Origin of the sequence: Klebsiella sp. CN_Kp073, from assembly GCF_040065495.2 — a bacterium.
Classification (GTDB): domain Bacteria; phylum Pseudomonadota; class Gammaproteobacteria; order Enterobacterales; family Enterobacteriaceae; genus Klebsiella; species Klebsiella aerogenes.
The window spans coordinates 2714692-2736903 of record NZ_CM198051.1; the positions used below are offsets into that span (position 1 = coordinate 2714692).

A 22212-nucleotide genomic window follows, 5' to 3' on the forward strand; every position below is an offset into this window, starting at 1 on the left:
TCGCCTCTCTGTCGGGTGCCCGTCGTGGCGCCTGGCAGGTTAAAAAACCACACTGGTCTCAGGTTCCCATCCGGAGATTAACACCATGAACAGCAGTACCCGAGTAAAGCAATTACGTCTGCAGCGCGCCTGGTCCCAGGAACAACTTGCCGAACTGGCTGGCGTCAGCGTTCGCACTATCCAGCGGATCGAAAACGGCGATCGCCCGGGGTTAGAAACCCTGAGCGCTCTGGCGGCGGTGTTTGAGATAAATGTGGCCGAGCTCAGCGACGATGCTCCCGTCGGTCACGAAGCATCGCTCGATTTACGTATCGAAGAAGCGAAAAGCCGCCTGCATCAGGAGAGCCGTTTTTTTCGCTCGCTGAGCGTGGCGGTCACGGTTTGCGTTTTGTTGCTGGTGATTAACCGTTTTACCCAACCGGACGTCTACTGGTCAGTGTGGGTGGCAATCATCTGGGGCGCGTTATTGCTGTTGCGGGGATTACGTCTGTTTGTCTTTGCCGGGTGGATCCGCCAGTGGCGGCAGGCGCGACTGCAGCGCCTGCTGCGTAAATAGAAAAAGCCCGCTTAATGCGGGCTATCTCGTTACCAGACCTGGGCGGCGATCCCAGTGACCAGCCGCACTTTATCCCACTGCTGGGCTTCGCTTAGCGAATTGCCCTCTTCTGTGGAGGCAAAGCCGCACTGCGGGCTCAGGCAAATCTGCTCCAGCGGTACATACTGCGCCGCCTCCTTCAGGCGCGCCTTCACGCCTTCCGGATTTTCCAGCTCGCCGTTCTTGGTGGTGATCAGCCCAAGCACCACCTGCTGATGCCCTGGACGAATAAAGCGCAGCGGGGCGAAATCGCCGGAACGATCGTTGTCGTATTCAAGGAAAAACGCGTCAATGTTGACGCCGCCGAAGAGGATCTCCGCCACGGGCTCGTAGCCGCCTTCTGAAATCCATGTCGAGCGGAAGTTACCGCGACAGACGTGCAGGCCGACGGTGAGATCCTGCGGCTTCCCTTCAAGGGCTTTATTCAGTACCCGGGCATAAGTACGCGCCAGTTCGTCCGGATCGTCACCGCGCTCGCGTACCTGCTGGCGTTGTTCGTCTGAACATAAATAGGCCCAGACGGTATCATCAAGCTGCAGATAACGGCAGCCAGCGTCATAGAAAGCGCGGATCGCATCGCGCCAGGTGGTTGCTAGATCGTCGAAGTATTCAGCCAGGTCCGGGTATACCGTGCTATCGATATCTTTACGTCCGCCGCGGAAGTGCAGCACGCTGGGGCTGGGGATGGTCATTTTCGGCTGCGCATTGCCGCTGACGCTTTTCAAAAAGCGGAAATCTTCCAGCATTGGATGGTTGCCGAAGCCCAGTTTACCGGTCACGCGCACGCCGTGCGCTTTGGTCTGTACGCCGTTGAACTGAATACCTTTCTCTGAATCGTAACGTTCAACGCCTTCCAGACCGTCGAAGAAGTCGAAGTGCCACCACGCGCGCCGGAACTCACCGTCGGTCACCACGTGCAGGCCGCAATCGCACTGCTGCTGAACCAGTTGGCGGATGGCTTCATTTTCAATTTCACGCAGATGGCCGGCATCAATATTGCCTTCCGCCAGCTGCAGGCGCGCCTGCTTAATGGCGTTAGGACGTAAAAAACTGCCGACAATATCTGCGCGGAACGGGGCCTGGTGACGTTGCATGTTCTCTCCTTAACGGCAGGCAGGTAGTTGCCCGCCGTGATAATTCATTATTTGAATTTTTAGACTTCTGGATGTCTATATGTCCAGATACTGTCATGCAGAAGGAGCATCGGCAAACGAGAAAAATTCATGGCTGTTGAATTTATTTCATGTTGCTGGCTTCGCTGACGCTAAATGCAAACCCCTCATCCGCCCAACCGGTCAGGCCGCCGAGCATCATTTTTACCGGTCTGCCAAGCTGCGCCAGTTTTAAGGCGGCAATATCCGCGCCGTTGCAGTGCGGCCCAGCGCAATAGACAACAAACAGCGTTTCCGCGGGCCACTGCGCCATTCGCGCGGCATTGATCTCGCGATGCGGCAGATGCAGCGCCCCTGGCAGGTGACGACGGGCGAAAACATCATGACTGCCTATCACATGCAGCAGCACAAAGTCCTGCTCACCGTGCTGCAAAGCGTGATGGACATCGGCGCAGTCGGTTTCGACACTCAGTTTATGGGCAAACCAGGCAGCGGCATCGGCCGGGGCGGCTGGCGTAAATTGGCTTACAACACTCATGGCGTATTCTCCTTGTCTGTGGTAACACTACTTTAACCACCACCCGACCCGGACCACCGCCCCCATTGATGACAGAAAACGCTGAAATCCTGACAACCAACAATGTGACACTGTCACCACCAAAAGTCGTCGTTCTGGCCTATGACGGCCTGTGTACCTTCGAGTTCGGCGTGGCGGTCGAGATTTTTGGTCTCCCGCGCCCGGAAATGGGCGATAGCTGGTATCGGTTCGCGGTCGCCGCCGTCGATGATGGCGAGCTTCGCGCCACCGGCGGTATTCGTATCGTCAGCGACGGCGGGCTGGCGCTGCTTAACGAAGCGGACACCATCGTCGTCCCCGGCTGGCGAGGCATAGAAAGCGAGGTTCCTCAGGCGCTGTGCCAGGCGCTGGCGGCAGCGTATGCGCGCGGCTGCAGAATCGTCTCTATCTGTTCCGGGGTATTTGTGCTCGCCGCCGCCGGATTGCTCAACGGCCGGCAGGCCACCACCCATTGGCGTTATACTGCCCGGCTGCAGGAGCGTTTTCCGTTGATTGAAGTGGTGGAAGACGTGCTGTACGTCGGCGATGCGCGGCTGATGACCTCCGCCGGCAGCGCCGCGGGCATCGACCTTTGTCTGCATCTGGTGCGCGAAGATTTCGGTCACGAAGCGGCGAACATCGTCGCCCGGCGGCTGGTGGTGTCGCCGCACCGCGACGGCGGGCAGGCGCAGCAGGTGATCCGCCCGGTAGCAACAGCGCGTGAAAGCCAGCGCCTCGGCCAGCTGTTTGATTATCTGCATCAGCATCTCGCTGAGAGCCATACCCTTGCCTCGCTGGCGCAGCGAATGGATATGAGCCCGCGCACTTTCTTGCGTCGTTTTCAGCAGGCGACCGGTAAATCGCCGGCCCGCTGGCTGCTTGATGAGCGGTTGCTTCGCGCCCGCCAGCAGCTCACCGATAGCCGTCTCAGCATCGACAGAATCGCCGAAATCTGCGGTTTCGCTAATGCCAGTACGCTACGTCACCACTTTCGCCAGCATTTCGCCGTGAGTCCGCTGCAATATCGAAAAAAGTTTTCCCCCGTCAGTAGTAATATTAAGATGGCCAGCGACAATAATTCACGTCGTTGAATTACACCTGCAAGGATTAAGCTGATGAAAAAAGAGTGTCGCGTCGTTATCTATAAAGAGGGGCTGCTGGGCAGTATGTTTTTTGGCGAAGCGAAAGCCGATCCCGATAAAATGAGCCGGTTCCTCACTGAGTACACGCAGCAGGGCTGGGAAGTCAAAACCATGGCGGTCGAACGCCGCCGCAGCGCCCTGTTCTGGTCGCGCGAAGCCTATTTATTTGTGCTCGAACGCGCCATCTGATGCGTTAATTTATTTCATAAACATAACGCTATTCTGGTTAATCTTTTGTTTAGATTGACCAGGATATTATCTATTCAACAACCGTAAACCCTGTTCAATGAGGACAACATTAGCGCATAAATAAGATGGAGGTAGATCATGCTGGGAAATATGCATGTTTTCATGGCCGTACTGGGAACCATCCTGTTCTTTGGTTTTCTGGCCGCGTATCTAAGCCACAAATGGGATGACTGATGAACGACGATAATCCCCACCCGTAAGCGCCCCCTGCTGCTGTTGCACCAGGGGGCGTTCTGTTTTTAAAGACCGTTATTGCCGTTGTTGCTGCCAAATAGTGATTTCGTCAAAAAGCCAGCCGATAAACAGCGCTGCCTCCTCCTTTTCCTCCGCCAACGGAGAGACCGCCAACCAGTAGTGCCAGGGATAAGGCGCAGTAATTGCCGTTATCTGCACCAACTCACCTCTATCCAGCGCCCCCTGAACCAGAGATCTACGCTCCAGAGCGATACCTTCGCCTAGCCGTACCGCATCAAGAACCAGATTTGAATCATTAATCCGTAGTCCGCCAGGCTCGATCTCTTTCTCCAGCCCAGCGTTCAGGCTCCAGCTTTTCCATGATTCCATCGAAAAAATAATGTTGCTCGCAGCCACCTCCTCCGGCGTCGCTGGCAGCTTGCCGCCGTTATAATTTGGCGCGGCGACTACCATTAATTCATCCGCAAAGAGAAAATGACTTTTAACCCCTTCCCATTCACCACGCCCCATACGGATAGCAATATCAATCCCTTCCTGTTCCAGAGCGCTCACCGTCAAGCTGGCCTGAAGCCGCAATAAGATGTGAGGATATTTCTCGCGGAATCGCATTAGCCGCGGCAATAGCCAGTGACAGCCAAATGAAGGTAGTGTTGACAACGTAAGTTCCAACGTCCGAGGTTTAATCTGTACCAGCTTTGTCGCCTCTGCGATGTGCTGCAGAGCCTCGCGAATTTGCAGCGCGTACAGCCGCCCTTCTTCATTGATTTGTACGCCACGCCCCTGGCGGATAAAGAGTTTTACCCCAACGAGCTCCTCGAGGATTTTGATTTGCTGGCTAATCGCCGAATGTGTCACATTCAGTTCCTTCGCCGCTAGCGTCACGCTGCCAAGACGGGCGACGGCCTCGAAACTGCGTAAACTTGCAATGGGTGGATAATTCGACATCTGTTGTTCTCTGCACCTTGCCGGCTAATGTCAGAAATACTTACGCTCTGTATAAGAAAACCATGATATTCGTCGCTATCGGTTTACGCTAATCTGCGATGGTCTGCTTATCGGCAGCGCCTGAACACATGATTTCCCGATAATAGAATGATGTTAATCTGGAATAAAAAATGACGATGAAACTTATTGGTATGATGGATTCGCCTTACGTTAGGCGTGTTGCAATCTCGCTGGAACTATACGGCATACAATTTGTGAGCGTTCCTTTATCAGTATTCAGCACCTTTGATGCGTTTTCACAAATTAACCCGGTTGTTAAAGCGCCAACGGCGGTACTGGATAACGGTTTGTTATTAATGGACTCGACACTGATTCTACAATATTTCGAAATGCAGGCCGAACCCAGGCGTAAACTGTTACCGAAAAATCCGCATCGGTTAGCGGAGGATCTGCAACTGTTGGGGTTTATTCTCGCTGCCAGCGAAAAGGCGGTACAAAATATTTATGAACATCGTCTCCGTCCGGCGGAAAAACAGCATCAGCCATGGATTGAGCGTGTAACACAGCAACTGCTGGCAGCTTGTCATGAATGGGATGCAAGATTGGCCGGCCGCACTACCGCCCAACCGCTGGATCAGGTCATGATAACCAGTACTGTCGTCTGGTCATTTATTCAGGCCATGATCCCAACGACGATCCCGCCCCACGATTTTAAACATATACATGGTTTAGCAGAAGCATGTGAGGCTTTAGCCGCTTTTAAAAAATATCCTCTGGCGGAATAATCGCGTTTATAAGGTTTTCCTACGCTTGCGCGAATACATCACTTCATCGCTTTGTTTGAGCATATCCCCGAGCGTCGGATAACGGCTGACATCGCTCTGTAGCTCGCCGTAAGAGTAATTAATGTTATAGGGTTTTCCTGACGTCTGGTTGTAATGATCGACACTCTCACGCAGCTTTTGCAAGAATGTGTCGGCACGCCCGTTGCGGGTAATGATGGCGGCGAACTCATCGCCGCCTAAACGGCCGACAACCTCGCCTGGCAGCAGATGTTGCGCCAGAAACGCCGCGAAGGTTTTTAGCACCTCGTCACCTTCCGCATGCCCCCACAGATCGTTAATGGGTTTGAATTTATCAAGATCAAAAAAGACCAGGCTAAACGGCGTTGCGTTGCTAGTAAGCGTACGGAAACGTTTATCGCCGATACGGTAAAAGCCGCGCCGGTTAGCGATGCCGGTCAGACTGTCGGTCATCGCCATGCCAATCACCTGGAACTCATCCTCAACGATATACGCCAGATCCTTGAGGACGGCGATCTCTTCATCGTTAAACTCGCGCGGTGTGGTATGAATCAGGCATAGCGTGCCGGCCACGGCGCCATCGGGCAGATGGACAGGATAGCCCGCGTAGAAGCGGATATAGGGTTCACCCGTCACCAACGGGTTATCATAAAAACGATCGTCATTAACCGCATCGTTAACGATGAATGCGCCATCCTGCAAGATGGCGTGGGCGCAAAAAGAGATATCGCGCCGGGTCTGGCGAATCCCCAACCCCTGACAGGCGAGCAGCCACTGCCGTTCACGGTCGAGCAGGCTGATGAGTACCACCGGCACCTGAAAAATTCTTTTAGCCAGCCGGGTGAGGCGTTCGAAACGCTCATCATCACGGGTATCGAGCAGGTCCGCCAGATACAGCGATTTCAGTCTTTCTTCTTCATTTTCCGGTACGCCTGGGAATTTCATAAAGCCTCATTGCAATAAAGCGAAAAAATCAGATGGCGGGATTAATGAGCAGCCGATGAAAAGCGCGTCAGCGCCCCATACCAGTCATAGCTGCCCTGGGTACCAATTTCGCGTTCCCCCTCTTCCAGCTTCAGCAGAAAACGGCGTTTGTTGAGCTGATCGAGGTTATGAAAGTAATTCGCCAGCCGTCGGGCTAAATCTTCATACATGGCGAAAGCCACCGCGGTCCCTTGCGCCGCATCGGCGTATTTAGCAAATTCGTTCTTAATCGCCTGAAAATCATCGTTCATTGAAAGCACCACCTCCTGTCGCAATGTCATCAGTATGGTTAGCCCTGGCCGTTTTTTCCATCCCAATAGCTATCCGCATTTTATGCTGGCTTAAAAAATACGGCCCAGGGAAGCGCCGAGACCCACGCCATGAAAAACAATGCGTTTATGCTGTTATCAGCGCAAATTATCGGCAATCAGCAGAAGATAATAAAATCGCCAGCGACGAGCCAGGGGTGAATAGGCAAAAAAAAACCGCCATGTGACTGGCGGTGAATAAATGCTTGCATGGATAGATCGTAGATTGTATTTAGCGTTTTCGTAGAAGTGCGTCGGGACTTCCTACGTCTGACTCGCAGGCTAGCACGCCCTTGTTCAATAAATCTTAAACCGCAGACGTACTCATAGCTTCTCCACCAGCGCTTTTAGTTCAGCGATCAGCGGCGCGGTATTGTCCTGCGTCGCGAGCGGCCACGTCGACTGACGTACCACCAGCCGGGCCGGCAGCAGTTCGCGCAGGCGGCCGGTCGGCGCCGCCATCTGCTGCATCAGTAATTCCACCGCCCGCCGGCCTAACAGATCAAAATCCTGGGCGACGGTGGTAAGCGGCGGCTGAAAGTAAAGGCTATCGGCCGTATCGTCATAGCCGGTCACCGAAATCGCCTGGCTGCCGCGTCGATTAAGCTGCGCCAGCGCGCTTAGCACCCCGAGTGCCATCTGATCGTTGGCGACCACGATCGCGCTTAATTTCGGGTTTTTATGCAGCAACTCGAAGGTTTTTTGCCAGCCGCTGGCGGCGCTCCAGTCGCCGAACACCGTGATCGATTGACTGACCCCAAGCCGGTGCAGCGTCTCGCGCCAGCTGCCGAGGCGCATCCGCGCCGACACCGAGCTTTCCGGCCCGGCCAACAGGCCAAACTCTCGGTGCCCTAATTCCCAAAGGTGGCGCACGCAGGCGCCGCAGCCATCGCGATGATCGAAACGCACGCAGGAGACATCTGTCTCCGGCGAGACATCGAGAAACAAACAGGCGATATCCGTATTTTCCGCCGCCAGCCGTTCGGCGACGCTGCTCTCCAGCGGCAGGCTGATAATGGTGCCTCGAATATGCTGGGCGCGAAACTCATCCAGCCGCGCCTGCAGCGCCGGGTAATCACTTTGCGCCGGCATGGCGATGGCGACCTCCAGCCCCTGCTCACCGGCATACCTTTTCACCGCCGCGGCAATTTGCGACGGCGCGTGTAAGGTCAACGACGCGGTGATAAGCCCTATCGATGCCGCCGCTTTGCCCGCCAATAGCTGTGCCGAACGGTTAGGTACATAGTGCAGCGTCTGCATCGCGCGCAGCACCTTTTCACGGGTGCGCTGCGCCACAATCTGTGGGTTATTCACCACCCGCGACACCGTCTGCTGCGAAACGCCCGCCTCGCGGGCGACATCTTCTAAAGTGGCTGAACGGCGCTGCATCGCGTACTCCTGTCAGTGAAAACGGCGTAATGTCTTACGCTAACATTTTATGTCTTCCTTACGACAAAAATCTGCTATTTGCGCCGTGATTCGTGATCGTGAATGGGTTTCATTTTCGCCAACATTGCGGGTCTGTGGAAAATACCCGATAACCCGATGAGATTGTTTAGCGAATAACATTTATTACCATTATCCGTCAGGTATGCGTATGCAACGATATGATTCAGGCGCCGCTCGCGGCCCCGCTTTTCACGAAGTTCTGGCCCGCGAGGACTGGCAAAACCAGACTATCACTCACCTCAACCGCCTACCCGCCCATCCCTCTTTTGCCAGCTGGCGCGATGCCGATGCGGCGCGCGACAACCGCCCTTCCGACCGCCGCCGTCAGCTGGACGGCGAATGGCAATTTTCCTATGCCCGTAGTCCGTTTCAGGTAGATGCCAACTGGCTGCAGCATGACCTGCCCGACAGCCGCCCGACGCCGGTGCCTTCAAACTGGCAAATGGAGGGCTATGACGCGCCGATTTACAGCAACGTCCGCTATCCGATTGATACCGTGCCGCCGCGGGTGCCCGAAGACAACCCTACCGGCTGCTATTCGCTACAGTTGACCGTCGATGAGGCGTGGCGGGTCGAAGGGCAAACGCAAATTATCTTTGACGGCGTCAACTCCGCGTTTCATCTGTGGTGCAACGGCGAGTGGGTCGGCTACTCCCAGGATAGCCGTCTGCCCGCCGCCTTTGATTTAAGCCCGTTTCTGCAGCAAGGCGCCAACCGCCTGTGCGTGATGGTGATGCGCTGGAGCGCGGGAAGCTGGCTTGAAGATCAGGATATGTGGCGCATGAGCGGTATCTTCCGTTCGGTGTGGCTGTTGCATAAACCGCAGGCCCGCCTCAGCGATGTGCAATTAACCCCGCAGCTCGATGCTCTATATCGCGACGCGCAATTGCAGGTCAAGCTTAGCGTCGAGGCCGCGCCTGAAGCGCTAGCGGCGCTGGAAATTGACGTCGCGCTGTGGGATGGCAAAACGCGCCTTGCCAGCCAGCGCCAGCCGCTGGGTACGCCGATTATCGATGAACGCGGCAGCTACGGCGAGCGGGCAATTGTCAATCTCGATATTAAGCGCCCGCGGCTGTGGAGCGCCGAGCAGCCGCATTGCTACCGCGCGGTGGTATCGCTATGGCGCGGCGAGACGTTGCTTGAAGCGGAAGGCTGGGATATTGGTTTGCGCCAGGTAGAAATCCGCGACGGGCTACTGTTGCTCAACGGCAAGCCGCTATTGATCCGCGGCGTCAACCGCCACGAACATCATCATCAGCGCGGCCAGGTGGTCAACGAAGAGGATATGGTGCAGGACATTCTGCTGATGAAGCAGAACAATTTCAACGCCGTGCGCTGTTCGCACTACCCCAACGCCCCGCGCTGGTACGAGCTATGCAACCGCTACGGCCTGTACGTGGTGGACGAAGCCAATATCGAAACTCACGGCATGGTACCGATGAATCGGCTGTCTGACGATCCGACCTGGCTTGCCGCTTACAGCGCGCGCGTCACTCGTATGGTGCAGAGCAACCGCAATCATCCCTCGATCATTATCTGGTCGCTGGGTAATGAGTCCGGCTGCGGCGACAACCATCAGGCCATGTACCAGTGGTTGAAGCATAACGATCCTTCGCGTCCGGTACAGTATGAAGGCGGCGGCGCCGACAGCAGCGCCACCGATATTATCTGCCCGATGTACGCCCGCGTCGAGCGCGACCAGCCGTTCCCGGCGGTACCCAAATGGTCGATCAAGAAGTGGATCGGGATGCCCAGCGAACAACGCCCGCTGATCCTTTGCGAATACGCCCACGCGATGGGCAATAGCCTGGGCAATTTCGCCGATTACTGGCAGGCTTTCCGCGACTATCCTCGCCTGCAGGGCGGTTTTATCTGGGATTGGGCCGACCAGGCAATCGAGAAAACGTTCCCGGATGGTAGCGTCGGCTGGGCCTATGGCGGCGATTTTGGCGATAAACCTAACGACCGGCAGTTCTGCATGAATGGCCTGGTATTCCCCGACCGGCGCGCCCATCCTTCGCTTATCGAGGCCAAACATGCGCAACAGTATTTCCAGTTCGCTTTGCTGGAGCAAAATCCGCTGCGGATTGCTATCACCAGCGAATACCTGTTCCGCGCCACCGATAACGAAACGCTGCGCTGGCGCGTAGAGTGCGCCGGAGAAACGATAGCCAACGGCGACTTAGCGCTGGCGCTGCAGCCGCAAGGACGGGCGGAATTGATTCTTAGCGACTGCCTGGCCCTGCCGCGCGGCGCCCGTGATGTCTGGCTGCAGCTCGAAGTGATCCAGCCGCAGGCGACGTCATGGTCTGAGCCCGGTCACCGCGTCGCCTGGCAGCAGCTAGCGCTTGCCGCGCCGCTGGCGCTATCTGAGACGTCCGCCGAAGGCCCGGCGCCGGTCCTGACGATCGAACCCACGCTCTATCAGGTCAGCGTCGGATCCCAGCGCTGGATTATCGATCGTCAGAGCGGACGTTTAAGCGAATGGTATGCCGCGGGCAAACAGCAGTTGCTGACCCCGCTGGCGGATCAGTTTATCCGTGCGCCGCTGGACAATGATATTGGCGTCAGCGAAGTCGAACGTATCGATCCGAACGCCTGGGTCGAGCGCTGGAAGAGCGCCGGTCTGTATTCGTTGACGACCCGCTGCGTGAAATGCGAGGCGCAGCAGCTGGCGCGGGAGGTGATCGTTGATAGCCACTGGCACTATCTGCGCGGCGAGGAGACGGTCATTGCCAGCCACTGGCGCATGACCTTCACGGCCGACGGCGGGCTCCAGATCACCGTTGATGGCGAACGTGCCGCAACGTTACCGCCGCTGGCGCGCGTCGGGCTGCGCTTCCAGGTCGCCGATCAACATGCCGAAGTCAGCTGGTTGGGATTAGGGCCGCACGAAAACTATCCGGATCGCAAAAGCAGCGCCTGTTTTTCGCGCTGGCAACAGCCGCTGCGCGAGATGAGCACGCCCTATATCTTCCCCAGCGAAAACGGTCTGCGCTGCGATTGCAAAGCGCTGGACTGGGGATGCTGGCACGTCGCAGGCCAGTTCCACTTCTCGGTGCAGCCGTACAGTACGGAACAGCTGATGACGACCGATCACTGGCATCGTATGACGCCGGAAAAAGGCGTCTGGATCACGCTCGACGGCCAGCATATGGGCGTTGGCGGCGATGATTCCTGGACACCAAGCGTTCTGTCACAGTGGCTGCTGCTCGAGGCCCAATGGCACTATCAGGTTACGCTTCATTGTCAATAATAACGGGGGCTTCGGCCCCCACCGCACAGGTATAATAAGATATGAAACTCTCTGAACTCACGCCCCGCGAACGGCATAATTTTATCTATTTCATGCTGTTCTTTTTCTTTTACTATTTCATTATGTCGGCTTACTTTCCCTTTTTTCCGGTGTGGCTGGCGGAAGTAAACCATTTAACGAAAACCGAAACGGGGATTGTTTTCTCCTCCATTTCGCTGTTCGCGATAATATTCCAACCGGTGTTTGGACTGATTTCCGATAAGCTCGGGCTGCGTAAACATCTGCTGTGGACCATTACCGTACTGCTTATTTTGTTCGCCCCGTTCTTTATTTTTGTCTTCTCGCCGCTGCTGCAAATGAACATTATCGCCGGCGCGCTGGTGGGAGGAATTTATTTAGGCGTGGTGTTTTCCAGCGGTTCCGGCGCGGTCGAGGCCTATATTGAACGCGTCAGCCGCGCCAACCGTTTTGAATACGGCAAAGTACGCGTCTCCGGCTGCGTCGGCTGGGCGCTGTGCGCGTCAATTACCGGCATCTTGTTCGGTATCGACCCTAACATTACCTTCTGGATAGCCTCCGGTTTTGCGCTGGTGCTTGGCGTGTTGTTATGGCTATCGCGCCCGGAGGCCAGCAGCAGCGCGCAGGTTATCGACGCCATCGGCGCCAACCGCCAGGCCTTTTCACTACGTACGGCGGCCGAACTGCTGCGAATGCCGCGCTTCTGGGGATTTATTATTTATGTGGTAGGCGTCGCCAGCGTCTATGACGTTTTCGACCAGCAGTTCGCTAACTTTTTTAAAGGCTTTTTCGCCACGCCGCAGCGTGGAACCGAGGTCTTCGGCTTTGTCACCACCGGCGGTGAATTACTCAACGCGCTGATTATGTTCTGCGCACCGGCAATTATTAACCGCATCGGCGCGAAAAACGCCCTGCTGACCGCCGGCATAATTATGTCGATGCGCATCCTCGGATCTTCTTTTGCGACTTCGGCGGTGGAAGTGGTCATTTTAAAAATGCTGCATATGTTTGAATTACCGTTCCTGCTGGTCGGCACTTTCAAATATATTTCTTCCGCATTTAACCCTAAGCTTTCCGCCACCCTATTTTTAATCGGCTTTAACCTGTCGAAACAGCTTTCCGGGGTAGTGCTTTCGGCTTGGGTGGGACGGATGTACGACACCGTAGGTTTTCACCAGGCCTACCTGATCCTCGGCTCAATCACCCTGAGCTTTACCCTGATATCGCTATTTACCTTAAAAGGTAGTAAGACACTGCTGCCTACAGCAGAGTATAACAATGCGTCCTGAGATTATCCTTCCGTCACGGATGACGGAGACGCCGCTTTGATTTGCGTTTGCCCGCCGCTATTCTCCAGTTCGTAGAGGCGGCACTCCGCTCGCACTGAGATCAATTGCGCCAGTTCTGCCGAGTGGCTGGTAAGCCAGATCTGGCTATAGCGTGACGCTTCGACAATCAGACGCGCCAGCGCCGGGAACATCTGGCGATGCAGGCTGTTTTCCGGCTCATTAATGGCGAGAAACGCCGGTGGCCGTGGGCTGAGTAACGCGACCGCCAGGCACAAAAAACGCAGGGTGCCGTCAGACATCTCCGCCGCCAGCAGCGGCCGATAAATCCCCTCCCGGCGCATCTTCATCACGAAACGCGAGTTGTCGTTCTCGCAGAAAAAGGTACAGTCGGGGAACGCTTCGCCGAGGATTTCGTGCAGCAACTCCTCAGCGCCGATTTCGACGATAGTCTGAAAGGCCGCCGCCAGATTGCCGCCATCGCTATCGAGCACCGGTGAACGGTAGCCGACCGTCGGCTGGCGGAGCGGTGAAAGCCTGCCGATGGCAAACTCATGGTAAAAACGCCAGCGGCGCATGGTCTCCCGCACGCGCGACACTTCCGGGAAACGATGCGGTTCGCCTAGCTGGCCGAAAATAGACTCGTTTTCGTAAATAGTATCGGTGAAGGTACTTTTTTCGCCATTGACATCAACCAGAAACGCCGCCTGGTTTTTTCGTTGCAGTACCCGTGACGATGGCCGGCGGTTAAAACCCGATAGCCAGATATTCTCTTCTTTAACGATCGGGTCAAGCATGAATTGCGTTGGATACGGCAGTTTTTCCGGAAACCCGACCTGCAATTCGTATTCAAATTCGTCGGTAAGGCAGGCGATTTGCAGACGCCGTGGGTGGCGGTCGGTCGGCGCCTGTTTCCCCGACCACATGATATTCTCAAGCCCACCCTCCTCGCTGACATAGCTGGAAAACTGGCCGCTGGCCGAGGCGGTTAACAGGTGAATCGCTTTGTAGATGTTCGATTTTCCGCAACCGTTGGGGCCAAACACGATATTCAGCGGCCCGAGTTCCAGTTCAATCGCCCTGACTGAACGGAAATTGTTAATACGAATGCGGTTAATCATACCTTTCCTCTGGCGCGCCGATGCTCAACTGAGCGATTTTTTCATCCCGCGCGTTAGCGCGACTCTGGCGAGTTTATCGGCATCCAGATGTGAATCACTAAAGACGCCGAAAAACAGGCGTTCATCATCAATAACCTGCGACACGACCCGGTAGTTCAACGGCTGTCCGGATGGCGCGCCGTACTGCGCAGGAGTGACGGAAACTTCCGTCGCGGTGTCGGCGACGCTAACCAGCAGACCATCTGCTTTGCCGCCCACCAGCATGACCTTAATTAACGGGTGCACTGTATTCCTCCCGAGTGGGGTCAAAAATGTCATTGAACAAGTCCCTGGCCACGCTGAAGCGCCGCAGGAAAAAAAATCGTCGTATGTACTTTTTTATAGTTCATAGCGGCCTGGAGTATAAAAAAAAACGAATTGCACTTTGTAAGCACGCATTATTAGTAGTAAAGGCCGACAAATGATGAAGGAAAAAAGTGGAATTGTGAATCTTAACAACTCTTATTTGTTGCTCAGGGCGTTGAGAATGGTCGCAAAATGTACATTGGTTACAGTGGGATGCTGAGCTATTTGGTAGCCGGACAAGACGTGATGCGCCGCCTCGGAGAAAAAACCGGGCGGCGACGAATAGCACAGTATCTACAAGCCGCGATTTTTCAACATCGGCTCGATCAGCGGATCGTGCCCGCGCCAGTCGCGATACAGCGCTTCGAGATCGCAGCTATTACCGCGCGACAAAATCGCCTCGCGGAAACGTTGACCGTTTTCCCGGGTTAATCCCCCCTGCTCGACAAACCACTGATAACCATCGTCGGCGAGCATTTGCGTCCACAAATAGGCATAGTAGCCCGCCGCATAACCGCCGCCGAAAATATGCGAAAAATAGCTGCTACGATAGCGCGGCGGAACCGCCGCCAGATCCATCTGCTCCTCGCGCAGCGATTGCTGTTCAAAAGCATCGACATCCTGCGGCAGCGCCTGCGGGGTGACGCTGTGCCAGTGCATGTCCAGCAGCGCCGCCGCCAGCAGTTCGCTCATGTCATAACCCTTATTGAACGTTGAGGCGCGGAACATGCTGTCGCGCAGATCATCGGGCATGGCTTCGCCGGTCTGGTAGTGCTTCGCATAATGGGCGAAGACCTGCGGCTCGCTGGCCCAATGTTCATAAATCTGCGACGGGAATTCCACGAAATCACGCGGCGTATTGGTGCCTGAAAGACTCGCATAGCGCTGGTTAGCGAACAGGCCGTGCAGCGCATGACCAAATTCGTGGAACAGCGTGATGACGTCATCCCACGACAGCAGCGCGCAGCCGCCGGCTTTTGGTTTCTGGTAGTTGCAAACGTTGTAAATCACCGGACGCTGGGCACGCAGCGTCGATTGCTCGACAAACACATCCATCCAGGCGCCACCGCTTTTGCTGTCACGCGAGAAGTAGTCGCCGTAAAACAGCGCCATTCCTTCGCCGTTGGCATCAAAGATTTCCCATACCCGTACATCGGGATGGTAAAGCGGAATATCAAAACGTTCGACAAAACGAATGCCAAACAGTTGGGAGGCGGTCCAGAACACGCCATCTTCCAGCACCCGATCCAGGGCGAAATAGGGTTTTAGCTGCGCTTCATCGATGGCGAATTTAGCGCGCCGCACCTGCTCGCCGTAATATAACCAGTCCCAGGCCGCAGCCTGAAAATCGCCACCCTCTTCATCAATAACCTGCTGGATATCGGCAAGCTCCTGTTCGGCGCGACGGCGGGCCGCCGGCGCGATGCGGCGCATAAAAGCCAAAGCCTCAGACGGCGTTTTCGCCATCTGGTCAGCCATCGACCAGCTCGCGTAATCGGCGACGCCGAGCAATGCGGCCTTACGCGCGCGGATTTCCGCCAGCCGCAAAACCAGTTCACGGGTGTCGTTGGCATCGCCCTTCTGGTTACGCGTCCAGCCTGCAGTGAATAGATTGTGCCGGGTCTGGCGATCGGCAAGGGCCTGTAGCGCCGGTTGCTGGGTGGTATTGGTCAGCGCCAGCAGCCAACGGTCCTGCAGGCCTTTATCGCGCGCGGCATCGGCGGCGGCGGCAATCTCATCCGCGGCCAGCCCGTCGAGCTGGTGTTGATAATCGACAACCAGACCGCCGGACTTCACCGCCGCCAGCAGACGCTGCTGGAACTGACTTTGCAGCGACGCCTCCTCGGTATTCAATGCTTTTAGCGCGGTTTTCTGCTCTTGCGCCAGCGCGGCTCCCGCCAGCTGGAAACGCTGCCAGCTCACCTCAAGCAGACGCCGCGACTCCGGATCCAGATTCAGGGCGTCGCGCTGCTGCCAGACCTGTTTGACTCGCTGGTACAGCGCATCGTTGAGCCAGATGTCGTTGCCAAGCTCGGCGAGCTCGGCGGAGAATTGTTCATCCAGTTGCTGTATCAGCGGATTAGTATTCGCCCCGGCCATAGCGAAAAAGACCCGGGTCACCCGGCCCAGGAGCTGGCCGCTCTGCTCCAGCGCGACCAGGGTATTGTCAAAATCCGCCGGCGCCGGATTGTTGACGATTGCCGCAATCTCCTCGCGCTGGCGCCGAACGCCTTCATCAAAAGCCGGGCGATAATGGCTATCTGCAATCAAATCAAAATGCGGCGCCTGGTACGGCAGCAGGCTGACGTGTAAAAAGGGATTATTGTCCGTCATCATTCTCTCCTGAACGCGGGTATCCACTAAGATTAGGCAACTCATTGATTGGCCGCAATGATTTATCCAGCCAGCGCGCTATACCAACAGATGACGATACGATTTTCCTTTACCGCGCGGCGTTAACGCGTGCTATGTTATGACAACACAAAAAGCGTTGAGGAACAGTAAGATGATTATTCTGGTGACTGGTGCAACTGCTGGATTTGGCGAAAGTATTACTCGTCGTTTTATCGCTAACGGCCACAAAGTGATCGCCACCGGGCGTCGTGAAGAGCGCCTGAAGACGCTCAAAGAGGAGCTTGGCGATAACCTGTATACCGCGCAACTCGACGTGCGTAATCGCGCCGCCATAGAAGAGATGATCGCCGGACTGCCCGCGGACTGGCAGTCTATCGATGTTCTGGTGAATAACGCCGGCCTGGCATTGGGTCTGGAACCCGCTCATCGCGCCAGCGTCGAAGACTGGGAAGACATGATCGATACCAATAATAAAGGCCTGGTGTACATGACCCGCGCAGTGTTGCCGGGGATGGTGGAGCGTAATCGCGGCCATATTATTAATATCGGTTCGACCGCCGGTAGCTGGCCCTACGCCGGCGGCAACGTCTACGGCGCGACCAAAGCTTTCGTGCGCCAGTTCAGCCTGAATCTGCGCACTGATTTGCACGGCACCGCGGTTCGCGTCACCGATATCGAGCCGGGCCTGGTAGGCGGCACCGAGTTCTCCAACGTCCGTTTTAAAGGCGACGATGCGAAAGCCGGTAAAACTTACGAGAACACCCAGGCGCTGACGCCGGAAGATGTCACCGAAGCGGTGTGGTGGGTCGCGAACTTGCCGAAACATGTCAACATTAACACGCTGGAAATGATGCCGGTCAGCCAGAGCTTCGCCGGGCTCAGCGTCCATCGTCAGGGCTAACGCCCTCAGCGGCCTGGCCTGCGGGCCAGGTCTGGGCGGAACGGCAAAAAACGAGTAAAATAATGCTCATAACCCATTAAAAAGTAATCATCAATGGCCGCAGAAACGCAACTGAATCCGACCCAGCCCGTCAATCAGCAAATCTATCGCATCCTTCGTCGGGATATTGTCCATTGCCTGATCCCGCCGGGAACCCCGCTGTCAGAGAAAGAGGTGTCGGTGCGGTTTGATGTTTCGCGCCAGCCGGTACGGGAAGCCTTCATCAAATTAGCGGAAAACGGGTTGATTCAGATCCGTCCCCAGCGCGGCAGCTATGTGAATAAAATCTCAATGACCCAGGTGCGCAACGGCTGTTTCGTACGTCAGGCCATTGAGTGCGCGGTAGTGCGCCGCGCAGGAACGATGATCAACGATGAACAGCTCTATCAGCTGGAACAAAACCTCAACCAGCAGCGGGTGGCGGTTGAACGTCAGCAGCTCAATGATTTTTTCCAGCTCGATGACGAATTTCACCAGAAATTATCCCTTATCGCCGACTGCCAGCTGGCGTGGGACACCATTGAAAATATCAAGGCGACCATCGATCGGGTACGCTATATGAGCCTTGATCACGTGACTCCGCCCGATATGCTGCTGCGTCAGCATCTCGATATTTTTCAGGCGCTGGAAAAACGCGATCTTGATGCCGTAGAAAAGGCGATGAATATTCACCTGCATGAAATTAGCGAGTCGGTTTTGTTGATTCGTCAGGAAAATAGCGAGTGGTTCAGCGAAGAATAATGCGTTACACGGCAGCCAACGTTGCGTCAGCTGCCGTAAAATAGATTACCGAACCACTAACACCGGAATTTTGGCATAGCGTAAAACGGATTCGGCGTTAGAACCGAGGAGATGAGTTGATATACCCGGCTTGCGTGAACCAATAACGATAACGTCAAAATTCTCTTTTTCGCTCAGCGCTAATATTTCATCACGCACATTGCCAAAAACAATGCGGGTATGGATCCGCGACGCCGGGATTGAAAACAATCGCGACAGATCGCGCATTTTCTTTTCCGACTCTTCTTTCATGAAGGCTTCAAATTTACGAATATCCGCCGTGAAGCCGCGCAGCAGGGAACTGGTGCTGTTTGGCAGCACGTTCAGCAACGTGATTTCACCTTCTTCGGCAGATGCTAAAAAATCCGCGTGACGAACGGCCTTATCGCTTAAATCCATTTCAAACACATCGACCGGCAATAATATCTTTTTGTACATAGCCTGAGCTCCTTAGTCCTGAAGAAACCGTTGGGGAGATTTTATTCTGTCATATTTAAGCGTGTGGGAATACGATCAATCACCCAAATAAATACTTCAGAGATAAAAATAAACATCAACAATATATAATTAATTATGGAAAGTTAGAGTTATGTATAGACGGGAAATATCAGAGGCTATTCGTATTGCTAATACAAAAATAGCCCGACTCGCTATGCGATGCCGGGCTATGAATGGAATGATGTTTTTTTACTGGCCTTTAGCCCATTCGGCGACGGTCGCCTTGGCGCCGTGAATCTGTAAAGAGAGATACGCCGCCGTCACCGCATCGACAAAACGCGGTTCCTGCGGCAGACTTTCGCCGAAAATGGCCTTAATACCCAGCAGCGTCTGCACGCGTTCGCTACCCTCTTTACTACCCTGCACCGCCTTTTGAATGACCGGCAGCAGCGGATCGCTGATTTCAATCGCCTGCCCCTTGTCATCGACACCGCTCACGTAGCGCATCCAGCCGGCAATACCCAGCGCAAGCAGGCTGAAATCACTGTGATGCGCCAGGTGCCAGCGCACGGAGTCCAACATACGCTGCGGGAGCTTCTGGCTACCGTCCATCGCAATCTGCCAGGTGCGGTGCTTAAGCGCCGGATTGCTATAACGCTCAATGAGCAAACCCGCATAACGCGCCAGATCCACACCCTGTACACTCAGCGTCGGCGCTTGCTCTTGCAGCATTAACGCCTGCGCGGCGCGGCGGTAGTTATCATCCTGCATGCAATCATTGATATGCTGATAACCGGCGAGATAGCCCAGATAAGCGAGGAACGAATGGCTGCCGTTGAGCATTCGCAGCTTCATCTCCTCAAACGGCACGACGTCAGTGACCAGCTCCGCGCCGGCTTTCTTCCACTGCGGACGACCGGCGACGAAGTTATCTTCGATAACCCACTGGCGGAACGGTTCACAGGCCACACCGGCCGGATCGCGCACCCCGGTGAGTTGTTCAATTTTATCCAGCGTATCAGCGGTCACTGCCGGAACGATCCGGTCGACCATTGTGGAAGGGAACGTCACGTTCTGCTCAATCCACTGCGCCAGTTCGTCATCAACGGCGCGGGCATACGCACAAACTACGTTGCGCATTACGTGGCCGTTTTCCGGCATATTATCGCAGGACATGACGCTGAAAGCCGGCAGACCGGCGGCACGACGGCGCGCCAGCGCTTCTACCACCACGCCCGGCGCCGATTTCGGCTGGTGTGGAGTTTGCAGATCGGCGGCAATCAGCGGGTTATCAAGCTGCAGCTGACCGGTGGCCGGAGAGTGGCAGTAGCCTTTTTCGGTGATGGTCAGCGAGACAATCGCCACCTGCGGCTCGCACATTTTCGCCAACACGCTTTCCAGGCCATCGACCTGCGCATGCATCGCCTGCTTCACCACGCCGACGACGCGAGCGGTCCAGGCATCGGCGGACATTTCAGCCACCGTATAGAGCAAGTCCTGCTGTTGCAAATCGGCAATCTGTTGCTCACCGCCAATGAGGTTCACTTCGGTATAGCCCCAGTCGCTGCCGTGTTCGGCGGCAAGGATATCGGCATACACCGCCTGATGGGCGCGGTGAAAAGCCCCAAAACCGAGATGAACGATGCGAGAAACCAGCTTGCTGCGATCGTAAGAAGGAAGCGTTGCCCTGGCGTTTAAAAGCGTGTTTTCCATGGTGTCTCTCATTTTTATGATGACTGATAAATCATTCTCAAACAGAATGTTTTGGTGAGGTAAACCATCGCACGCAATTGGTATGACATCTTTGATTTTCATCAACTACCATACAAGAAGATCCGGCGCTGTCGCGTTTCGTGATCCTGCGCGCAATGGCGGGGATGAGCCGGGAGTATCCCGGCTATCCTGGGTTAACGATGTGATTATGATTTCGCGTATTGGCCATTCGCGTTTAGCGCCTGGCGCGTACCGGCGTCCGCCGCATCGTGGTCCAGACTCAGGTCACGGTCACACACTTCCGGCATCAGTAATGACGAGATGAGACCGATAGCTGAATAGCAGATCAGCATCGCGACAATCGGCCACCACGAACCGGTTACGTTACAGAAGATACCGGCCAGCACCGGCCCGAATCCCACCGCCACCAGGCCGCCGGCCTCTTTTGAGATAGCCATTCTGGTAAAGCGATTACGCGAGCCGAACATTTCCGCCATGGTGATATTTTCCAGCGCAAACAGCCCCAGTACCGCCACGTTATGAATAACAATCAGGGACAGCATAATGGTGCTGGCGCTGTAGCTTTTATCGACAATAATAGCCAGCATCGGCCAGGCCAGAATAATGGCGGAAATATTGACGATAATATAAGGTAAACGGCGCCCAACTTTATCCGATAGCCAGCCTAACAGTGGGATAGTAATAAAGCCAATCACTGAGCTAATCATTAAGGCATCGGTCGGAATCGCTTTATCAAATAATAGGCTTTGAACCAGATATCCCGCGAGAAATGTTTGCAATAAACCGGAATTACCGGCCTGTCCAAAGCGTAAACCGGTCGCCAGCCAGAATGATTTACTTTTTAACATCGCGCCGAAGGTATTTTGCGCGGCGGCGACTTTAGCCTTAACTTCATCGGCTTCGTTGACCTGTTCAAATACCGGGCTCTCTTTCAGATTTAAACGCAGCCAGATAGCAAAGATCATTACCACGACGCTTGCAAGGAACGGAATACGCCAGCCCCAAGCGACGAGTTGTTCGCGATCGAGCAGGAAGAACATCACTGCCCAGATGGCCGTGGCGCTCAACGTTCCGCAGTTGGTGCCCATCGCCACCAGAGAAGAGATGATGCCGCGTTTGCCTTTCGGCGCATATTCCGCCAGCATGGTACCGGCGCCGGAAATTTCGGCGCCCGCCCCCAGCCCCTGAATAATACGCAGGGTCACCAGTAACACCGGCGCAAAAATACCAATCTGCGCATAAGTGGGTAATACGCCGATTAATGTGGTACAAATGCCCATCATGGTGATGGTAATAAACAGAACCTTTTTACGCCCGATGCGGTCCCCCATTTTACCGAATATGAAAGCGCCGACGATCCGCGCAATATATCCTGCGCCATAGGTTCCCATCGCTAATATCAGCGCCATGGCAGCCGACTGCTCCGGGAAAAATATCTCATGAAAGACCAGCGCGGCGCCTAAAGAATAAAGCTGGAAATCCATAAATTCCAGTGCCGTGCCAAGCCAGCCGGATACCGCGGCGCGGATAAGATCCGTAGTGCTTCTCTCATTTTTAGCTGTCGTCATAATAATAATCTCTAAAGTAGGATACAGCGAGGT

General features: G+C 55.1%; 21 protein-coding genes. 9 read left to right on the forward strand and 12 right to left on the reverse strand.

Features of this window, described 5'->3' with window-relative positions; genetic code table 11:
- The first annotated feature begins 85 nt into the window (after positions 1-85).
- Positions 86-556: a type II toxin-antitoxin system RelB family anti-toxin gene (relB, locus tag ABLV66_RS13095; protein WP_348877189.1), complete on the forward strand. Its 471-nt coding sequence runs from the start codon at positions 86-88 to the stop codon at positions 554-556.
- Positions 557-585: 29 nt separating this feature from the next.
- On the opposite strand, the gene ABLV66_RS13100 is transcribed toward relB, so the two are convergent.
- Positions 586-1689 (reverse strand): cobalamin-independent methionine synthase II family protein, encoded by a 1104-nt coding sequence (locus tag ABLV66_RS13100; protein WP_063415215.1) that lies wholly within the window; start codon positions 1687-1689, stop codon positions 586-588.
- A gap of 142 nt (positions 1690-1831) precedes the next feature.
- Positions 1832-2245, reverse strand: coding sequence for a rhodanese-like domain-containing protein (locus tag ABLV66_RS13105; RefSeq protein ID WP_047048097.1), 414 nt, complete (start codon positions 2243-2245; stop codon positions 1832-1834).
- Positions 2246-2313: 68 nt separating this feature from the next.
- Here ABLV66_RS13105 and ftrA point away from each other — a divergent pair, with 68 nt between their 5' ends.
- The 3 genes from ftrA to mgtS all read left to right on the forward strand — a co-directional run bounded on the left by ftrA (position 2314) and on the right by mgtS (position 3828).
- On the forward strand, positions 2314-3354 hold the full coding sequence (ftrA, locus tag ABLV66_RS13110; protein WP_047079239.1) for a transcriptional regulator FtrA: 1041 nt from the start codon (positions 2314-2316) through the stop codon (positions 3352-3354).
- A gap of 24 nt (positions 3355-3378) precedes the next feature.
- The gene (locus ABLV66_RS13115; protein WP_015366741.1) at positions 3379-3594 is read left to right on the forward strand and encodes a DUF4177 domain-containing protein; all 216 of its coding nucleotides are present in this window, start codon (positions 3379-3381) and stop codon (positions 3592-3594) included.
- 138 nt (positions 3595-3732) lie between these two features.
- Positions 3733-3828, forward strand: coding sequence for a protein MgtS (gene mgtS / locus ABLV66_RS13120; RefSeq protein ID WP_004102377.1), 96 nt, complete (start codon positions 3733-3735; stop codon positions 3826-3828).
- 75 nt (positions 3829-3903) lie between these two features.
- Here mgtS and ABLV66_RS13125 read toward each other — a convergent pair whose 3' ends face one another.
- The gene (locus ABLV66_RS13125) at positions 3904-4794 is read right to left on the reverse strand and encodes a LysR substrate-binding domain-containing protein (protein ID WP_316422237.1); all 891 of its coding nucleotides are present in this window, start codon (positions 4792-4794) and stop codon (positions 3904-3906) included.
- 176 nt (positions 4795-4970) lie between these two features.
- Between ABLV66_RS13125 and ABLV66_RS13130 the strand changes: the two genes are divergently transcribed.
- Positions 4971-5579 carry a glutathione S-transferase family protein gene (locus tag ABLV66_RS13130; protein WP_316422427.1) on the forward strand — a complete coding sequence of 203 codons (609 nt, stop codon included), beginning with the start codon at positions 4971-4973 and terminating at the stop codon, positions 5577-5579.
- A gap of 6 nt (positions 5580-5585) precedes the next feature.
- Here ABLV66_RS13130 and ABLV66_RS13135 read toward each other — a convergent pair whose 3' ends face one another.
- From ABLV66_RS13135 to ABLV66_RS13145, 3 genes are all read right to left on the reverse strand, one after another.
- Positions 5586-6542, reverse strand: a complete 957-nt coding sequence (locus ABLV66_RS13135) for a sensor domain-containing diguanylate cyclase (protein WP_045394581.1) — start codon at positions 6540-6542, stop codon at positions 5586-5588.
- 41 nt (positions 6543-6583) lie between these two features.
- Complete coding sequence (locus tag ABLV66_RS13140; protein ID WP_045394583.1) at positions 6584-6832, reverse strand: hypothetical protein; 249 nt, start codon at positions 6830-6832, stop codon at positions 6584-6586.
- Between the two features lie 381 nt (positions 6833-7213).
- Complete coding sequence (locus ABLV66_RS13145) at positions 7214-8278, reverse strand: LacI family DNA-binding transcriptional regulator (protein WP_047048093.1); 1065 nt, start codon at positions 8276-8278, stop codon at positions 7214-7216.
- A 208-nt stretch (positions 8279-8486) separates the two neighbouring features.
- Between ABLV66_RS13145 and ABLV66_RS13150 the strand changes: the two genes are divergently transcribed.
- Both ABLV66_RS13150 and ABLV66_RS13155 read left to right on the forward strand, forming a co-directional pair.
- Positions 8487-11594, forward strand: coding sequence for a beta-galactosidase (locus ABLV66_RS13150; RefSeq protein WP_348877188.1), 3108 nt, complete (start codon positions 8487-8489; stop codon positions 11592-11594).
- Between the two features lie 41 nt (positions 11595-11635).
- On the forward strand, positions 11636-12901 hold the full coding sequence (locus tag ABLV66_RS13155) for an MFS transporter (protein ID WP_045394589.1): 1266 nt from the start codon (positions 11636-11638) through the stop codon (positions 12899-12901).
- Positions 12902-12903: 2 nt separating this feature from the next.
- Here ABLV66_RS13155 and ABLV66_RS13160 read toward each other — a convergent pair whose 3' ends face one another.
- From ABLV66_RS13160 to dcp, 3 genes are all read right to left on the reverse strand, one after another.
- Complete coding sequence (locus ABLV66_RS13160; RefSeq protein ID WP_348877187.1) at positions 12904-14019, reverse strand: AAA family ATPase; 1116 nt, start codon at positions 14017-14019, stop codon at positions 12904-12906.
- Between the two features lie 24 nt (positions 14020-14043).
- Positions 14044-14304, reverse strand: a complete 261-nt coding sequence (locus ABLV66_RS13165) for a hypothetical protein (RefSeq protein ID WP_045394594.1) — start codon at positions 14302-14304, stop codon at positions 14044-14046.
- 354 nt (positions 14305-14658) lie between these two features.
- The gene (dcp, locus tag ABLV66_RS13170) at positions 14659-16698 is read right to left on the reverse strand and encodes a peptidyl-dipeptidase Dcp (RefSeq protein ID WP_348877212.1); all 2040 of its coding nucleotides are present in this window, start codon (positions 16696-16698) and stop codon (positions 14659-14661) included.
- 172 nt (positions 16699-16870) lie between these two features.
- Here dcp and ydfG point away from each other — a divergent pair, with 172 nt between their 5' ends.
- Both ydfG and ABLV66_RS13180 read left to right on the forward strand, forming a co-directional pair.
- Complete coding sequence (gene ydfG / locus ABLV66_RS13175; RefSeq protein WP_045394599.1) at positions 16871-17620, forward strand: bifunctional NADP-dependent 3-hydroxy acid dehydrogenase/3-hydroxypropionate dehydrogenase YdfG; 750 nt, start codon at positions 16871-16873, stop codon at positions 17618-17620.
- A 93-nt stretch (positions 17621-17713) separates the two neighbouring features.
- On the forward strand, positions 17714-18400 hold the full coding sequence (locus ABLV66_RS13180; RefSeq protein WP_045394600.1) for a GntR family transcriptional regulator: 687 nt from the start codon (positions 17714-17716) through the stop codon (positions 18398-18400).
- 45 nt (positions 18401-18445) lie between these two features.
- On the opposite strand, the gene ABLV66_RS13185 is transcribed toward ABLV66_RS13180, so the two are convergent.
- The 3 genes from ABLV66_RS13185 to ABLV66_RS13195 form a co-directional block, all read right to left on the reverse strand.
- Positions 18446-18877 carry a universal stress protein gene (locus tag ABLV66_RS13185; RefSeq protein ID WP_047048088.1) on the reverse strand — a complete coding sequence of 144 codons (432 nt, stop codon included), beginning with the start codon at positions 18875-18877 and terminating at the stop codon, positions 18446-18448.
- Between the two features lie 249 nt (positions 18878-19126).
- The gene (locus tag ABLV66_RS13190) at positions 19127-20590 is read right to left on the reverse strand and encodes a mannitol dehydrogenase family protein (RefSeq protein ID WP_348877186.1); all 1464 of its coding nucleotides are present in this window, start codon (positions 20588-20590) and stop codon (positions 19127-19129) included.
- 206 nt (positions 20591-20796) lie between these two features.
- Positions 20797-22179, reverse strand: a complete 1383-nt coding sequence (locus ABLV66_RS13195; protein ID WP_348877185.1) for an MFS transporter — start codon at positions 22177-22179, stop codon at positions 20797-20799.
- Positions 22180-22212 lie beyond the last annotated feature (33 nt).

Coding starts and splice junctions, on each gene's coding strand:
- relB (WP_348877189.1), top strand. CDS start 86: ATGAACAGCAGTACCCGAGTAAAGCAATTACGTCTGCAGCGCGCCTGG.
- ABLV66_RS13100 (WP_063415215.1), bottom strand. CDS start 1,689: ATGCAACGTCACCAGGCCCCGTTCCGCGCAGATATTGTCGGCAGTTTT.
- ABLV66_RS13105 (WP_047048097.1), bottom strand. CDS start 2,245: ATGAGTGTTGTAAGCCAATTTACGCCAGCCGCCCCGGCCGATGCCGCT.
- ftrA (WP_047079239.1), top strand. CDS start 2,314: ATGACAGAAAACGCTGAAATCCTGACAACCAACAATGTGACACTGTCA.
- ABLV66_RS13115 (WP_015366741.1), top strand. CDS start 3,379: ATGAAAAAAGAGTGTCGCGTCGTTATCTATAAAGAGGGGCTGCTGGGC.
- mgtS (WP_004102377.1), top strand. CDS start 3,733: ATGCTGGGAAATATGCATGTTTTCATGGCCGTACTGGGAACCATCCTG.
- ABLV66_RS13125 (WP_316422237.1), bottom strand. CDS start 4,794: ATGTCGAATTATCCACCCATTGCAAGTTTACGCAGTTTCGAGGCCGTC.
- ABLV66_RS13130 (WP_316422427.1), top strand. CDS start 4,971: ATGAAACTTATTGGTATGATGGATTCGCCTTACGTTAGGCGTGTTGCA.
- ABLV66_RS13135 (WP_045394581.1), bottom strand. CDS start 6,542: ATGAAATTCCCAGGCGTACCGGAAAATGAAGAAGAAAGACTGAAATCG.
- ABLV66_RS13140 (WP_045394583.1), bottom strand. CDS start 6,832: ATGAACGATGATTTTCAGGCGATTAAGAACGAATTTGCTAAATACGCC.
- ABLV66_RS13145 (WP_047048093.1), bottom strand. CDS start 8,278: ATGCAGCGCCGTTCAGCCACTTTAGAAGATGTCGCCCGCGAGGCGGGC.
- ABLV66_RS13150 (WP_348877188.1), top strand. CDS start 8,487: ATGCAACGATATGATTCAGGCGCCGCTCGCGGCCCCGCTTTTCACGAA.
- ABLV66_RS13155 (WP_045394589.1), top strand. CDS start 11,636: ATGAAACTCTCTGAACTCACGCCCCGCGAACGGCATAATTTTATCTAT.
- ABLV66_RS13160 (WP_348877187.1), bottom strand. CDS start 14,019: ATGATTAACCGCATTCGTATTAACAATTTCCGTTCAGTCAGGGCGATT.
- dcp (WP_348877212.1), bottom strand. CDS start 16,698: ATGACGGACAATAATCCCTTTTTACACGTCAGCCTGCTGCCGTACCAG.
- ydfG (WP_045394599.1), top strand. CDS start 16,871: ATGATTATTCTGGTGACTGGTGCAACTGCTGGATTTGGCGAAAGTATT.
- ABLV66_RS13180 (WP_045394600.1), top strand. CDS start 17,714: ATGGCCGCAGAAACGCAACTGAATCCGACCCAGCCCGTCAATCAGCAA.
- ABLV66_RS13185 (WP_047048088.1), bottom strand. CDS start 18,877: ATGTACAAAAAGATATTATTGCCGGTCGATGTGTTTGAAATGGATTTA.
- ABLV66_RS13190 (WP_348877186.1), bottom strand. CDS start 20,590: ATGGAAAACACGCTTTTAAACGCCAGGGCAACGCTTCCTTCTTACGAT.
- ABLV66_RS13195 (WP_348877185.1), bottom strand. CDS start 22,179: ATGACGACAGCTAAAAATGAGAGAAGCACTACGGATCTTATCCGCGCC.